This is a genomic window from Streptococcus mitis, assembly GCF_003942685.1.
Classification (GTDB): Bacteria; Bacillota; Bacilli; order Lactobacillales; family Streptococcaceae; genus Streptococcus; species Streptococcus mitis_CD.
In genome coordinates, this window is the sequence record NZ_RJNR01000011.1 from 31,639 (window position 1) to 46,846 (window position 15,208).

12 protein-coding genes are annotated in these 15,208 nt (G+C 40.7%); all 12 read left to right on the top strand.

The features are described 5' to 3' along the window. Positions 1–46: 46 nt before the first annotated feature. The 12 genes from D8855_RS07865 to D8855_RS07920 all read left to right on the top strand — a co-directional run bounded on the left by D8855_RS07865 (position 47) and on the right by D8855_RS07920 (position 15,113). Positions 47–2,005 carry a peptide ABC transporter substrate-binding protein gene (locus D8855_RS07865; RefSeq protein ID WP_125416846.1) on the top strand — a complete coding sequence of 653 codons (1,959 nt, stop codon included), beginning with the start codon at positions 47–49 and terminating at the stop codon, positions 2,003–2,005. A gap of 301 nt (positions 2,006–2,306) precedes the next feature. Continuing rightward, positions 2,307–2,762 (top strand): hypothetical protein, encoded by a 456-nt coding sequence (locus tag D8855_RS07870; protein ID WP_084926839.1) that lies wholly within the window; start codon positions 2,307–2,309, stop codon positions 2,760–2,762. 164 nt (positions 2,763–2,926) lie between these two features. After that, on the top strand, positions 2,927–4,021 hold the full coding sequence (locus tag D8855_RS07875; RefSeq protein ID WP_020902227.1) for a cystathionine gamma-synthase: 1,095 nt from the start codon (positions 2,927–2,929) through the stop codon (positions 4,019–4,021). A 7-nt stretch (positions 4,022–4,028) separates the two neighbouring features. Beyond that, on the top strand, positions 4,029–5,195 hold the full coding sequence (locus D8855_RS07880) for a MalY/PatB family protein (protein WP_125416848.1): 1,167 nt from the start codon (positions 4,029–4,031) through the stop codon (positions 5,193–5,195). 92 nt (positions 5,196–5,287) lie between these two features. After that, on the top strand, positions 5,288–8,386 hold the full coding sequence (locus tag D8855_RS07885; protein ID WP_125416850.1) for a pilus expression-regulating Snf2 family helicase: 3,099 nt from the start codon (positions 5,288–5,290) through the stop codon (positions 8,384–8,386). Between the two features lie 47 nt (positions 8,387–8,433). Further along, positions 8,434–9,051 (top strand): divisome accessory protein ZapJ, encoded by a 618-nt coding sequence (locus tag D8855_RS07890; protein ID WP_125416852.1) that lies wholly within the window; start codon positions 8,434–8,436, stop codon positions 9,049–9,051. A 10-nt stretch (positions 9,052–9,061) separates the two neighbouring features. After that, complete coding sequence (murC, locus tag D8855_RS07895) at positions 9,062–10,396, top strand: UDP-N-acetylmuramate--L-alanine ligase (protein WP_020902223.1); 1,335 nt, start codon at positions 9,062–9,064, stop codon at positions 10,394–10,396. A gap of 9 nt (positions 10,397–10,405) precedes the next feature. Beyond that, on the top strand, positions 10,406–10,867 hold the full coding sequence (locus tag D8855_RS07900; RefSeq protein ID WP_049550603.1) for a GNAT family N-acetyltransferase: 462 nt from the start codon (positions 10,406–10,408) through the stop codon (positions 10,865–10,867). After that, complete coding sequence (locus D8855_RS07905) at positions 10,864–11,358, top strand: GNAT family N-acetyltransferase (protein ID WP_020902221.1); 495 nt, start codon at positions 10,864–10,866, stop codon at positions 11,356–11,358. The genes D8855_RS07900 and D8855_RS07905 overlap by 4 nt, the downstream gene beginning before the upstream one ends. Before the next feature lie 79 nt (positions 11,359–11,437). Then, a complete protein-coding gene (gene mltG / locus D8855_RS07910) occupies positions 11,438–13,132 on the top strand; it encodes an endolytic transglycosylase MltG (protein ID WP_125416854.1) in 1,695 nt (564 codons plus the stop codon). Between the two features lie 60 nt (positions 13,133–13,192). Continuing rightward, positions 13,193–13,675 carry a transcription elongation factor GreA gene (greA, locus tag D8855_RS07915; protein ID WP_000818768.1) on the top strand — a complete coding sequence of 161 codons (483 nt, stop codon included), beginning with the start codon at positions 13,193–13,195 and terminating at the stop codon, positions 13,673–13,675. Between the two features lie 73 nt (positions 13,676–13,748). Beyond that, complete coding sequence (locus D8855_RS07920; RefSeq protein WP_049552262.1) at positions 13,749–15,113, top strand: amino acid permease; 1,365 nt, start codon at positions 13,749–13,751, stop codon at positions 15,111–15,113. The last annotated feature ends 95 nt before the right edge of the window (positions 15,114–15,208 follow it).

Genomic DNA, 15,208 nt, shown 5'->3' on the forward strand with positions numbered 1-15,208 from the left:
TCAAGTTGTATAATAAGACAAATATTTAAATCAGGAGGTTCTGAAGATGAAAAAGTCTAAAGCCAAGTATGTAGCACTTGCGGGTGTCGTGTTAAGTGCAGGTATTTTATTAAGCGCGTGTGGAAATTCCAGCACAGCGTCAAAAACATATAACTATGTTTATGTTAGTGATCCGTCTAGTTTGAATTATCTAGCAGAAAACCGTGCAACAACTAATGATATCGTGGTTAATTTGGTAGATGGGCTCATGGAAAATGACCAGTATGGAAACTATATTCCATCCTTGGCAGAGGATTGGAGTGTTTCTAAGGACGGTTTGACCTATACCTACAAACTGCGTAAAGATGCTAAATGGTATACTGCAGATGGAGATGAATATGCTCCTGTAACTGCCCAAGATTTTGTAACTGGTTTGAAATATGCAGCTGATAAAAAATCAGAAGCCTTGTACTTGGTGCAAGAATCCGTCGCTGGTTTGGATGACTATATCACTGGTAAAACAACAGACTTTTCAACTGTCGGAGTCAAGGCTCTTGATGACCAAACTGTTCAATATACCTTGACACGACCAGAATCTTACTGGAACTCAAAAACAACCTCAACCATTCTCTTCCCAGTCAATGCGGATTTCTTGAAATCAAAAGGGGATGATTTTGGGAAGGTAGACCCATCTAGTATTTTGTACAATGGACCTTTCTTGATGAAATCCTTTGTTTCAAAATCTGTCATTGAATTCAAGAAAAATCCGAACTACTGGGATGCTAAAAATGTCTTTGTAGATGATGTGAAATTGGCCTATTATGATGGTAGTGACCAAGATGCACTGGCTCGTAACTTTGTAGAAGGTGCTTATAGCTATGCTCGTCTTTATCCAAATAGTTCAAGTTTTGAAGGAATTAAAGAAAAGAATAAGGACAATATCATCTATAGCTTGCAAGATGCTACTTCTTACTTCTTAAACTTTAACCTAGATAGAAAATCTTATAAATTCACTTCAAAAACAAGTGATGCTGAGAAGAAATCGACTCAAGAAGCGGTTCTTAACAAAAACTTCCGTCAAGCCATCAACTTTGCATATGATCGTACAGCTTACGGGGCTCAATCTCAAGGAGAAGATGGTGCAACTAAGATTTTGCGTAACTTGGTTGTTCCTCCAAACTTTGTAAGTATCAACGGAAAAGACTTTGGTGAAGTAGTAGCCTCTAAGATGGTCAATTATGGTAAGGAATGGCAAGGAATCAACTTTGCGGATGCCCAAGATCCATACTACAATGCTGAAAAAGCCAAGGCTAAATTTGCAGAGGCTAAGAAAGAACTCCAAGCTAAAGGAGTTCAATTCCCTATCCACTTGGACATGACAGTTGACCAAGCTGCTAAAAAGGGTGTCCAAGAGGCAAATTCTATGAAACAATCTATTGAAGCAGCCTTAGGTGCAGATAATGTTGTAATTGATATTCAACAACTCTCCACTGAAGACTATGATAGTACAAGCTATCTGGCTCAGACTGCTGCTCAGAAAGATTACGATCTATATAACGGTGGTTGGGGATCTGACTATCAAGATCCATCAACTTATCTTGATATTTTCAATGTGAAGAGCGGTGGAGTGTTGCAAAATCTGGGTATAGAGCCTGGTGAATCTAATGATAAGGCTAAGGCTGTTGGACTGGATATCTACACTCAAATGCTGGAAGAAGCCAATAAGGAGCAAGATCTTGCAAAACGCTATGAAAAGTATGCTGAGATCCAAGCATGGTTGGTAGATAGCGCTTTAGCGATTCCAAATATTTCTAAGGGGGGAACACCAGTATTGAGAAAAACAGTTCCTTTCTCAGAACCATATTCATTAGCTGGTAATAAAGGTATTGAATCATATAAATACCTCAAAGTACAAGATAAGACAGTCACAAAAGAAGAATATGAAAAAGCCAAAGAAAAATGGCTGAAAGAAAAAGAAGAATCCAATAAAAAAGCTCAAGAAGAATTGGCAAAACATGTCAAATAAGGATTTTTAAAGAAAACGATGGTTTCGAAAGAAGCTGTCGTTTTTTAATAGAATGGTAGCGAAGTTGGAAGAAAAGTGCTTACATTTTTTAATTGCTTTATTAAATTTATGTTATAATGAATATAAGAAACTACGTTCGAAAATTTACCCAATGTTGATTGAAGTATGCACATGCTAGTGTAATGTTATAGGAGGGATGTCATCTACTGGAAAAGTAAGATAAAATGCAACAAATGATAGGTTCTTCTTTATGTGAAGAGTTCTTATCTGGCTATGTAGTAATCGTTATGGAGGTAACATCATGGGTGCTATTATGGAGTTTGCAACAGAAAAACAGATTGAATCATTTCTTTCAACTTGCCACATTGAAGGGCAAAAGAATTTTCTGATGGCCTTCAAGAAAAAGACATGGCTGAAATCTTTTATTGATTTCTTCGTTATAGGAGGAAGTTACTATGTTCAGTCGAGTGTGAAGCCTAAGATTCTGGCATTCACACCTAAGGGGATCTATTTGATGGACATCAGTGATATAACTGAGAATCGTTTTAATCAAGTCCTTGAGATGCCTTGGAATCAAGTTAAAGATTTTACTTATAAGCCAGTCTTGAATGCAGTTAGGCTGAATTGGAACTATCAAAATGAAGCCTATATTTTTTCCGTGGATGTCGGTCAGATTAGTCAGCATGTGGGCCAGTATCAATTTAACAAAGAGCATTATGACTATTTAGCTCAACAGGATTTCTTTCGGTCCAAGTAAGCCCTAGCAAGGATTTTCACAAAAGAATCTGGAATATTTTCTGGATTCTTTTTAGCTTTACTCCATAAGTATATAGTTTGAAACTATAGCTAGCTCTTGAAAAGAAGAAAATGAGTTGATGAAAATAAGTGGTACAATAGTTACTATAGATTTGGAGGTATTGTATGAGCAAGGAATTACACATCAACACAATTTTGGCCCAGGCGGGTATCAAGTCAGACGAAGCGACAGGAGCTTTGGTGACACCGCTACATTTTTCAACGACCTATCAGCATCCAGAGTTTGGTAAATCTACTGGTTTTGACTATACACGCACTAAAAACCCAACTCGCAGTAAGGCTGAAGAAGTCTTGGCAGCCATTGAATCAGCAGACTATGCCCTAGCGACTAGCTCAGGGATGTCAGCTATTGTATTGGCCTTTAGCGTTTTCCCAGTAGGAAGTAAGGTTTTAGCAGTGCGTGACCTTTACGGAGGTTCTTTCCGCTGGTTCAACCAAGTGGAGCAGGAAGGTCGTTTCCATTTTACCTATGCCAATACAGAAGAAGAGTTGATTGCTGAGTTAGAAAAGGACGTGGATGTTCTCTATATCGAAACACCAACCAATCCTTTGATGTTGGAATTTGATATCGAAAAACTAGCAAAACTGGCTCATGCTAAAGGTGCCAAAGTGGTGGTGGACAATACCTTCTACAGCCCTATCTACCAACGTCCGATTGAAGATGGAGCAGATATCGTTCTCCATTCAGCAACCAAGTATCTAGCAGGTCACAATGATGTCTTGGCTGGAGTGGTTGTGACCAATAGTTTAGAACTATACGAGAAACTCTTTTACAATCTCAATACGACAGGGGCAGTCTTGTCTCCATTTGACAGTTATCAATTGATTCGTGGTCTCAAGACCTTATCTCTTCGTATGGAGCGCTCAACAGCCAATGCCCAAGAAGTGGTTGCCTTTTTGAAGGATTCTCCAGCAGTTAAGGAAGTTCTCTACACTGGTCGTGGAGGTATGATTTCCTTTAAAGTGGCGGATGAAACACGCATTCCACATATCTTGAATAGCCTCAAGGTTTTCTCTTTTGCCGAAAGTTTGGGTGGGGTAGAAAGTCTCATTACTTATCCAACGACGCAAACTCATGCTGATATTCCAGCAGAAGTGCGCCATTCTTATGGTTTGACAGATGACCTCTTGCGCTTGTCGATTGGGATTGAGGATGCTAGAGATTTGATTGCAGATTTGCGTCAAGCCTTGGAAGGATAAGACAAAGATGGGAAAATATGATTTTACAAGCCTGCCCAATCGTTTAGGGCACCATACCTATAAATGGAAAGAAGCAGAAACGGATAGTGAAGTCCTACCAGCTTGGATAGCGGATATGGACTTTGTAGTCTTGCCTGAAATCCGCCAAGCTGTGCAAACTTACGCTGATCAACTGGTTTATGGCTATACCTATGCCAGTGAAGAGTTAATTAAGGAAGTTCAAAAGTGGGAAGCCACACAACACGGTTACCACTTTGACAAAGAGGCTCTTGTCTTTATCGAGGGTGTGGTACCAGCCATCTCAACAGCTATTCAAGCCTTTACAAAAGAAGGCGATGCGGTTTTGATTAACACACCTGTCTATCCACCCTTTGCACGCAGTGTCAAGTTGAATAACCGTAGATTGATTACCAATTCTTTGGTGGAAAAGGATGGTCTGTTTGAGATTGACTTTGACCGACTTGAAAAGGATTTGGTAGAAGAGGATGTCAAACTTTATATTCTTTGCAACCCTCACAATCCTGGTGGACGTGTTTGGGAAAAGGAAGTGTTGGAGAAGATTGGCCAACTCTGCCAAAAACACGGTGTTTTGTTGGTTTCAGATGAGATTCACCAAGATTTGGCCCTCTTTGGTCACAAGCATCATTCCTTCAATACCATCAATCCTGACTTTAAAGAATTTGCTATCGTCTTGACTAGTGCCACTAAAACCTTTAATATTGCTGGAACAAAAAATTCATATGCAGTTATTGAAAATCCTAAGTTGCGAGTGGCTTACCAGAAACGCCAGTTGGCCAATAACCAGCATGAAATTTCAGGCTTGGGTTATTTGGCGACAGAAGCTGCCTATCGATACGGTAAAGATTGGTTAGAGGAACTCAAGCAAGTCTTTGAAGACCATATCAATTATGTGGTGGATTTATTTGGAAAAGATACTAAAATCAAGGTCATGAAACCGCAAGGAACCTACTTGATTTGGCTTGATTTTTCAGCCTATGACCTGACTGATGAAAAATTACAAGAGCTTTTGAGAAATGAAGCCAAGGTTATCCTCAACCGTGGTTTGGATTTTGGAGAGGAAGGAAGTCTCCATGCCCGCCTCAATGTAGCTATGCCGAAGTCAGTACTAGAAGAGGTTTGCCAACGCATCGTGACCACTTTTGCTAAACTTTAAAAATCCAGCCTTCTAGGAGAAAAGTATCCTTAGAAGGCTATTTTCATAGGGGAAAATATGGTATAATAAAAAGATAAGGTAAAGGTAAAAATATGGCTAAATTGATTCCGGGGAAAGTCCGTATCGAAGGCGTTGCCCTTTATGAAACTGGTAAAGTTGACATCATCAAGGAAAAGAATAATCGGCTCTACGCTCGCGTCGCAGAAGAAGAACTGCGCTATAGTTTAGAGGATGATTTGGTTTTTTGTGCCTGCGATTTTTTCCAAAAGAGGGGCTACTGTGTGCATTTGGCAGCGTTGGAGCATTTTTTGAAAAATGATGAGCGTGGTCAGGAAATCTTGCAGAGTCTGGAAGAAGGTCATGAAGAAAAAGAAGCCGTTGAAACCAAGGTGACCTTGGGTGGTAAATTTTTGGACCGAATCTTGTCTCCAAAATCAGAACGCGCCTATGAGTTGTCGGCTGTGGGACAAGTGGAAGCAGGAAGCAATCGTATCTTGTGGACACTTAGAATCGGGCAAATTAATAGTCAAAAATACTATGTCATTCGGGATATTCCACTCTTTTTAAAAGTTGTCGAGAAGAGAAAACCTTATATGATTGGCAAAATTTATGAGGAGTCTCTTTCTTGGGAAGCCTTTAATGAGGAAAGCCAAGAACTTCTGACTTTCTTACGCGGACTAATGGAGGAAGGACTTAGTCCAGAGCTTTTTTTCCAAAACCAAGGTCGGCACCTCTTTTTTCCTCTGACCTTTTTTGAGCAGGGTGTGAATTTACTGATGACCTTGCCGCATTTTCAATTTGACCATCAAGTAGATAGCTACCAAACCCTGATTTTTCAGGATTTGCATGCGGGTGCTAATCTATTTGCCTTTATAGTAAAAGAATACTCGGATTATTTTGAAATGGAAATCAGTGAGAGTCCTAGAGTCAATGTCTTTTATCAGGGAGCCGTACTTTTCCATAAAGGACAGGTTTATTTTCTAACAGACCAGCAGATACGTCTTCTCAAGGAAATCAAAGCGTTGCCTTTGGATCAGCATGGAAAGAAATACTTGCAATTTGATAGCAGTGACCGCGATAAATTGGCTTCCTGTTTAACTCTTTTTAGCCAGATGGGGACCGTTTCAGCTCCAGAACGTCTACATATCAAAACTTTTGAACCCTCTTTTTACTTTGATAGGGAAGAAGACAATCGGATTCGTTTAGAAATTCAGTTTGATTATGGAGACAGGAAGGTATCTAGCCGACAAGAGCTAGAAGAATTACCTTTTTCGAGTGATGCTGACTTAGAAGAAAGAGTTTTCCAAGTCTGTTTGGCAGCTGGATTTGAAGCAGACTTTCAATCTTGGCGTCAGGCCTTAAAAGCCGAGTCTGTTTATCATTTCTTCCATGACATCATTCCAGTTTTTGAAAAACTCGGGAATGTTGATCTATCAGACAAGCTAGAAGAAATTTATAGCCTAGCAAGCCCTCAAGTGCAGATTGCTTCCAAGGGAGGTCTCTTGGAAATCCAGTTTGATTTTCAAGATATCTCCCGAGAGGAAATAGACCAAGCCATGCAGGCCTTGGTTGCCAATCAAGATTTTTACATTGGTGCGTCCAATCAAGTCTACTTTTTCGATGAAGAAACCAAGAAAATTCGCCAAAATCTACAGGAACTGGGGCAGTTTGAATTAAAAGATGGGGCCTTGCAGGCTCGAAAATCTTTGGCTTATAGTTTAGCCCATCTCTTTGAAGGACGAGATCGTATTTCTTTTTCACAAGAATTCCAGAATCTGGCCCAGGATTTGACGCATCCAGAGGACTTTCCTTTGCAAGCAACTCAGGTTCAGGCTGATTTACGAGATTATCAGGAAAAGGGAATTCGTTGGTTGCAAATGCTCCATCATTATGGTTTTGGTGGGATTTTAGCTGATGATATGGGACTTGGTAAAACCCTGCAGACCATTGCATTTTTGACCAGCCAAGTGACAAAAGAAAGTCGAGTCTTGATTCTCGCTCCGTCGGGTTTGATTTACAACTGGGCAGATGAATTTCAGAAATTTGCTCCACAGTTGGATGTGGTTGTTGTTCATGGTTTGAAAGCTAGTCGTGAGGAGATTCTTGCCGAGAGCCATCAAATCTATGTGACGAGCTATGCTACCTTCCGTCAGGATAGTGATCTTTATCAGGGGATGGCCTTTGACTTCCTTTTCTTAGATGAAGCTCAGGTCATGAAAAATTCCCAAACTAAGATTGCCCAGACCTTGAGACAATTTGTGGTGCCGTCAGTCTTTGCCTTGTCAGGAACTCCTATTGAAAACCATCTGGGTGAGTTGTGGTCTATTTTCCAAATCGTCATGCCAGGACTCTTGCCAAGCAAGAAAGAATTTATGAAATTACCAGCTGAGCGCGTTGCTCAGTTTATCAAACCTTTCGTGATGAGGCGCAAGAAAGAAGAAGTGCTGACTGAATTACCAGACTTGATTGAAGTGGTTTACAAGAATGAACTGGAAGACCAGCAAAAGGCTATTTACCTAGCTCAGTTGCAACAGATGCGAGACCGTCTGGCTCAAGTGTCAGATCAGGAATTCCAGCGAAGTCGGGTGGAAATCTTGTCTGGTCTGATGCGCTTGCGCCAAATCTGTGACACCCCTGCCCTCTTTATGGAGGATTATCAGGGTGCCAGTGGTAAACTGGATAGTCTCCGAGACCTGCTGGTACAGGTGGCAGACGGCGGACACCGTGTCTTGATTTTCTCGCAGTTCAAGGGAATGTTGGAGAAAATTGAACAAGAACTGCCAGACTTGGGCTTGACATCCTTTAAAATTACGGGTTCAACCCCAGCCATAGAAAGACAAGACATGACTAAAGCCTTTAACCAAGGGGAAAGAGATGCCTTTCTGATTTCCCTCAAGGCTGGTGGTGTCGGTCTGAATCTGACAGGTGCTGATACGGTTATTTTGGTTGACCTTTGGTGGAATCCTGCGGTGGAAGCGCAAGCCATTGGCCGTGCCCATCGGATGGGTCAGGAAGAAACGGTTGAGGTTTATCGCTTGGTGACCAAGGGAACCATTGAAGAAAAAATTCAGGAACTCCAAGAACAAAAGAAACATCTGGTGTCACAAGTATTGGATGGCACAGAGTCACGTGGCAGTCTGACCCTAGCAGAAATTAGAGAAATTTTAGGAATTTCTGAAGCCAGCACTTGAAAAATCAAGACAATACGCTATAATGAAGTGTTGAAAGGAAATAGAAAATGAGAGAAGAACGATTTCCATTAGTGTCAGATGATGAGGTCATGCTGACTGAGATGCCGGTTATGGACCTCTATGATGAGTCTGACTTTATCAGTAATATCAAGGGAGAATACCGTGATAAGAATTATCTGGAGTGGGCCCCTATTACTGAAGAAAGACCAGAAAAAACGATTGAAAAGCCAGTAGAGAAACCTAAGAAGGCTAGCTTAGGAGTAAAAAAAGAAGGAAAGAGCTATGCGGAGGTGGCGCGTGAAGAAGCGCGTGCGGACTTGAAAAAGAAACGCTCAGCAAGTTATCTGACTAAGGATATTACTCCTACAAGACGCCATTCTCAGCCAAGTCTAGTTAGACAGGGCAATCAACCTACAGCTCCTTTCCAAAAGGAAAATCCTGGTGAATTTGTCAAATATAGCCAAAAATTGACCCAGTCTCATTATATCTTGGCGGAAGAAGTGAACAATATTTCGACTCAAGCTGAGCCAAAAGAAACTTCAAGTCCAAAGAAAAACAACTATGATTTTCTGAAGAAGAGCCAAATCTACAATAAAAAGAATCAACAAAAAGAACAAGAACGTCAGGTGGCCCAAGAGTTGAATCTGACAAGAATTACGGAATAGGGGAGAAAACATGTCAAAGACATATCATTTTATCGGAATTAAGGGATCAGGGATGAGTGCCTTGGCTTTGATGTTGCACCAAATGGGGCACAAGGTTCAGGGATCAGATGTTGAAAAATACTACTTTACTCAACGTGGTCTTGAGCAGGCAGGAATTACCATTCTTCCTTTTGATGAAAAGAATCTAGACGGTGATATGGAAATTATCGCTGGAAATGCCTTTCGTCCAGATAACAACGTCGAAATTGCCTATGCGGATCAAAATGGAATTAGCTACAAACGCTACCATGAGTTCCTAGGTAGCTTTATGCGTGACTTTGTTAGCATGGGAGTTGCTGGAGCGCATGGAAAAACTTCAACAACGGGTATGTTGTCTCATGTCTTGTCTCACATTACAGATACTAGCTTCTTGATTGGAGACGGGACTGGTCGTGGTTCAGCCAATGCCAAATATTTTGTCTTCGAATCTGACGAATATGAGCGTCACTTCATGCCTTACCACCCAGAATATTCTATCATCACCAACATTGACTTTGACCATCCAGACTATTTCACAAGTCTAGAGGATGTTTTCAATGCCTTTAACGACTATGCTAAACAAATTACCAAAGGTTTGTTTATCTACGGTGAAGATGCTGAATTGCGTAAGATTACGTCTGATGCACCAATTTATTATTATGGTTTTGAAGCAGAAGGTAATGACTTTGTCGCTAGTGATCTTCTTCGTTCAACAACTGGTTCAACCTTCACAGTTCATTTCCGTGGTCAAGAATTAGGGCAATTCCACATTCCAACCTTTGGTCGTCACAATATCATGAATGCGACAGCCGTTATTGGTCTTCTTTACACAGCAGGATTTGATTTGAACTTGGTGCGTGAACACTTGAAAACATTTGCTGGTGTTAAGCGTCGTTTCACTGAGAAAATTGTCAATGACACAGTTATTATCGATGACTTTGCCCACCATCCAACAGAAATCATTGCGACCTTGGATGCGGCTCGTCAGAAATACCCAAGCAAGGAAATTGTTGCAGTCTTCCAACCGCATACCTTTACAAGAACAATCGCTTTGTTGGACGAATTTGCCCACGCTTTGAACCAAGCGGATGCAGTTTACCTAGCGCAAATTTATGGATCTGCTCGTGAAGTAGACCATGGTGATGTTAAGGTAGAAGACCTAGCCAATAAAATCAATAAGAAACACCAAGTTATCACTGTTGAAAATGTTTCTCCACTCCTAGACCATGACAATGCTGTTTACGTCTTTATGGGAGCAGGAGATATCCAAACCTATGAATATTCATTCGAGCGTCTCTTGTCTAACCTGACAAGCAATGTTCAATAGGAAGTTCTCATGGAAATTCCAATTAAAATCATTCGGGCAAGTAAGTCTGATTTAACTGAGATAGAGGCACTTCAGGCCTCATCTTTTCCAGCTGAAAAGCAGCAACCTTCCCATATTTTAGAAGAAAGTATCCGTAAGTGTGCGGATACCTTTCTTCTAGCTAGGGATGAAAATCAGCTTCTGGGCTATGTTCTAGGCGATCCTCAGCCACATAATCCGCAATGTCTAGAAATGCATTCTTTAGTCATTGACTCTGGCTATCAGAGACAGGGCTTGGGCACGCTTCTTCTTGCAGCCTTGAAAGAGGTGGCGGTTGAGCTGGATTACAAAGCTATTCGTTTGAAGAGTCCTGATGAGTTGCTATCCTATTTTGAAATGAACGGTTTTATTGATGAAGAAACTTCCCTTTATGCAGCTAGTCAAGGTTTTAGTATGATTTGGTTTAATCCCTTTTATCTGGAGGCACAATGAAAATCAGGAAAGCAAGATTAGAAGATTTAGATCGTATCGTTGAGATTGAACTAGAAAATTTCTCACTTGAAGAAGCCATTCCTCGCTCGGTTTTTGAAGCTCATTTGCGAAAAATTCAGACCTCGTTTCTGGTTGCAGAAAAAGAAGGCAGAATCATGGGGTATATAGAAGGGCCAGTTGGACCATACCGCCATCTGCAAGATCAGTCTTTTACAGAAGAGATAGAAGATTATAGTCATGAGCCGAGTGGTTATATCTCTGTGACCTGTCTTTCTATTGCCAAGGAAGCACAGGGCCTTGGACTTGGTCAAAAATTATTAACAGCCTTGAAAGAGTTGGCTCTTGAACACGAAAGAGAAGGTATTAACCTAACCTGTCATGACTATCTCATCGCCTACTACGAAAAACATGGATTTGTCAATGAAGGCCGGTCTCAGTCAACCTTTGCAGGGGAAACCTGGTATGATATGGTCTGGGAAGCTAAAAAATAAGCGAGAAAAGCATGCTAGGTTGCTTTTCTTTCGTTTTTAAGATATAATATTATGGATTGTCAACGAGGAGGATAAACTTTTGAGTGAAAAAACAAGAGAAGACGAAAAATTAAGCTTTAAAGAGCAAATTTTACGTGATTTAGAGAGAGTAAAAAAACAAGATAGAAGTGAGCAAGAAAACGAGATTACAAGTTTTGAAACTCCTTTATCTCAAGAAGATTCAGTAGATCCTTCAACTCAGGAACATGAACCTTCAGCAGAAGAGTTGATGGCTAATTCTCTTTCTGTTGTGGATCAAATATTAAAGAATGCTCCTGGTGTTCCATCATGTTCTAATAATATTTCGGATGAAATTGCAGGAAATGAAGAAGTTGCAGAACCTAAAATTGAAGCGGTAGTTGAACCAGTAGAACCTGTTTTCGAGCCAGTTCAACCAAAAGTAGAACCTGTAAAACTTAACGAAGACAAAGAATTTAACGAGATTCCAACAAAGGTTGCGGTGTCGTATAAAACAAGTAGACAACAGGAAGAAGTTAGTACTCCTGCAGTGGATAATGAGCTATCTGAGTTAGCTGAATCGGCAGATAGCCTAGGTTCAGTTCCTAGACGTAGTCGCCGTGAGACAGTTAAACCAGTTAAGAAGAAAAAATCACATTTGAAGGCATTCTTCATTTCTCTACTGATTTTCCTAGCCTTGATTTCGGCAGGTGGTTACTTCGGTTATCAGTATGTTCAGTCATCCTTGCTACCTGTTGATGCAAATTCTAAGGAATATGTGACTGTTCAAATTCCAGAAGGAGCCAATGTCCAAGAAATCGGATCAACTCTTGAGCATTCTGGTGTGATTAAACACGGTGTGATTTTTGCTTTCTATGCAAAATATAAGAATTATTCAGATTTGAAGGCTGGATATTACAATTTGCAAAAGAGCATGAGTACAGAGGACATCATTAAGGAACTGCAAAAAGGTGGTACACCTGAACCTCAGGCTCCATCTCTTGCAAACTTGACAATTCCAGAAGGATATACCATTGATCAAATCGCCCAAGCTGTAGGCCAATTACAAGGTGAATTTAAAGAACCTTTGACAGCGGAAGCTTTCTTGGCTAAAGTGCAAGATGACAACTTTATCAGTCAAGAAGTTGCTAAATATCCAAACCTACTCGAAAGCTTGCCAACGAAAGAAAGTGGAGCTCGTTACCGTTTGGAAGGTTATCTTTTCCCAGCGACCTACTCTATCAAGGAAAGCACAACTATTGAAAGCTTGATTGATGAGATGCTGGCAGCTATGGATAAGACCTTGACTCCGCACTATAGTGCAATTAAGTCTAAGAACTTGACAGTCAATGAATTGCTAACAATTGCTTCACTGGTTGAAAAAGAAGGGGCTAAGACTGAAGACCGTAAGTTGATTGCGGGTGTTTTCTACAACCGTTTGAATCTTGGTATGCCACTTCAAAGCAATATTGCAATCTTGTATGCCCAAGGGAAACTTGGTCAAAATATCAGCCTAGCAGATGATGCTGGAATTGATACATCGATTAATTCACCATACAATGTTTATACAAAACCTGGTTTGATGCCTGGCCCAGTAGATAGTCCAAGTCAGGATGCGATTGAAGCAAGCATTAACCAAACAAAGAGTGAGAACCTCTACTTTGTAGCTAATGTTACAGATGGTAAAGTCTATTACGCAGTGACACAGGAAGAACATGACCGTAATGTAGCTGAACACGTCAATAGCAAGCTTACTCAAAATAGTAGTTCAAACTAAGACTACAAACATGAGAATCTCAGATAGAGATTCAATATTATCGAAGGAAAGTTGAGAAAAATGGCAGAAAAAACATATCCTATGACCCTTGAGGAAAAGGAAAAACTTGAAAAAGAATTAGAAGAATTGAAATTGGTCCGCCGTCCAGAAGTGGTAGAACGCATTAAGATTGCCCGTTCATACGGTGACCTTTCTGAAAACAGTGAATACGAAGCAGCTAAGGATGAACAAGCCTTTGTCGAAGGACAAATCTCTAGCTTGGAAACAAAAATCCGTTATGCTGAAATCGTCAATAGTGACTCAGTTGCCCAAGACGAAGTAGCGATTGGTAAAACAGTCACTATCCAAGAAATTGGTGAGGACGAAGAAGAAGTTTATATTATCGTAGGTTCAGCGGGTGCGGATGCCTTTGCAGGTAAAGTTTCAAATGAAAGCCCAATTGGACAAGCCTTGATTGGCAAGAAAACAGGTGATACAGCAACAATTGAAACACCTGTTGGTAGCTATGATGTAAAAATCTTGAAGGTTGAAAAAACAGCCTAATGATTAAAAGGAGTAAAAAGAGGGAAAAATCCTTCTTTGCTCCTTTTTAGGTTTAAAAAGAATTGGAGACTATATGAGTTCAAAGAAGAAAAAAAACAAGATGGAGCGTGGTCTGACTAATCGTCACGTGCAGGTTATGGCCATTGCGGGAACAATCGGAACAGGACTCTTTTTGGGAGCAGGTCGTTCTATTAGCCTTACAGGTCCTTCCATTGTACTGATTTATATGATTACTGGGGCTTTCATGTTCCTTATGATGCGTGCGGTTGGGGAAATGCTCTACCAAGACCCTGAGCAACATACCTTTATCAACTTTATCACGCGCCATTTGGGTAAGGGCTGGGGTTATTTCTCGGTTTGGTCCTACTGGCTATCCGTTGTCTTTATAGGTATGGCGGAAATCACTGCTATCTCTCACTATGTTCAGTTTTGGTTCCCTAGCTGGCCAAGTTGGATGATTGAGATTGGATTTTTGACCATTCTAGCCTTAGTCAATCTGATTGCGGTGAAGCTCTTTGGGGAAGTTGAGTTTTGGTTTGCGATGGTCAAGATTGTGGCTATTTTAGCTATGATTGCCACAGGAGTCTTTATGGTCTTGACAGGCTTTAAGACACCACATGGAGTAGCAAGTTTGGCCAATATCACCGACAATTTCTCCCTCTTCCCTAATGGTGGAGTGAACTTTGTCATGGCCTTTCAGATGGTTTTCTTTGCTTACCTCATGATTGAGTTTATCGGGGTAACAACTTCTGAAACCAAAAATCCACGTCAAGTCTTGCCAAAAGCCGTTAAGGAAATTCCTTTGCGTATCGCCTTTTTCTACGGTGGTGCCCTCTTAGCCATCATGGCTATCATTCCATGGCGTGAGCTTGCTTCTGCTGATTCTCCTTTTGTTACAGTATTTGAATTGGCAGGTATCAAGTGGGCAGCAGCCTTGATTAACTTCGTCGTTTTGACATCAGCAGCATCTGCTCTTAACTCAACCCTTTATTCAACAGGACGTCATTTGTACCAGATTGCTCATGATTCGCCAAATTCATTCTTAAAGGCTATTAAGGCAGATACTCTTTCTCGCCACAATGTGCCACAAAATGCCATCATCGCTTCAGCAATTTTGATTGCCCTAGCAGCCTTTATTAATGTCTTGCCAGGTGTGTCGGATGCCTTTGCCTTGATTACAGCATCATCATCCGGTGTCTATATCGCCATTTATATCTTGATTATGGTGGCTCACCTTAAATACCGCAAGTCACCAGACTTTATGGCGGATGGCTATCTTATGCCCCATTATCGTTTCCTAAATCCTTTAACCATGCTCTTCTTTGCCTTTGTCTTTGTAACCCTCTTTTTACAAGAGTCTACATTTGTAGGAGCAATTGGTTCAGCTATTTGGATTATCGGTTTCGGGATTTATAGTCAGTGGAAATTTAGAAAATAAATTTGAAACTCATCAACTTAGATTGGTGGGTTTTTGCTAGTTTGACAGTCTATTGAAATAAGACTATAATCAAGCTGTAACAGTATTTGAGGAGA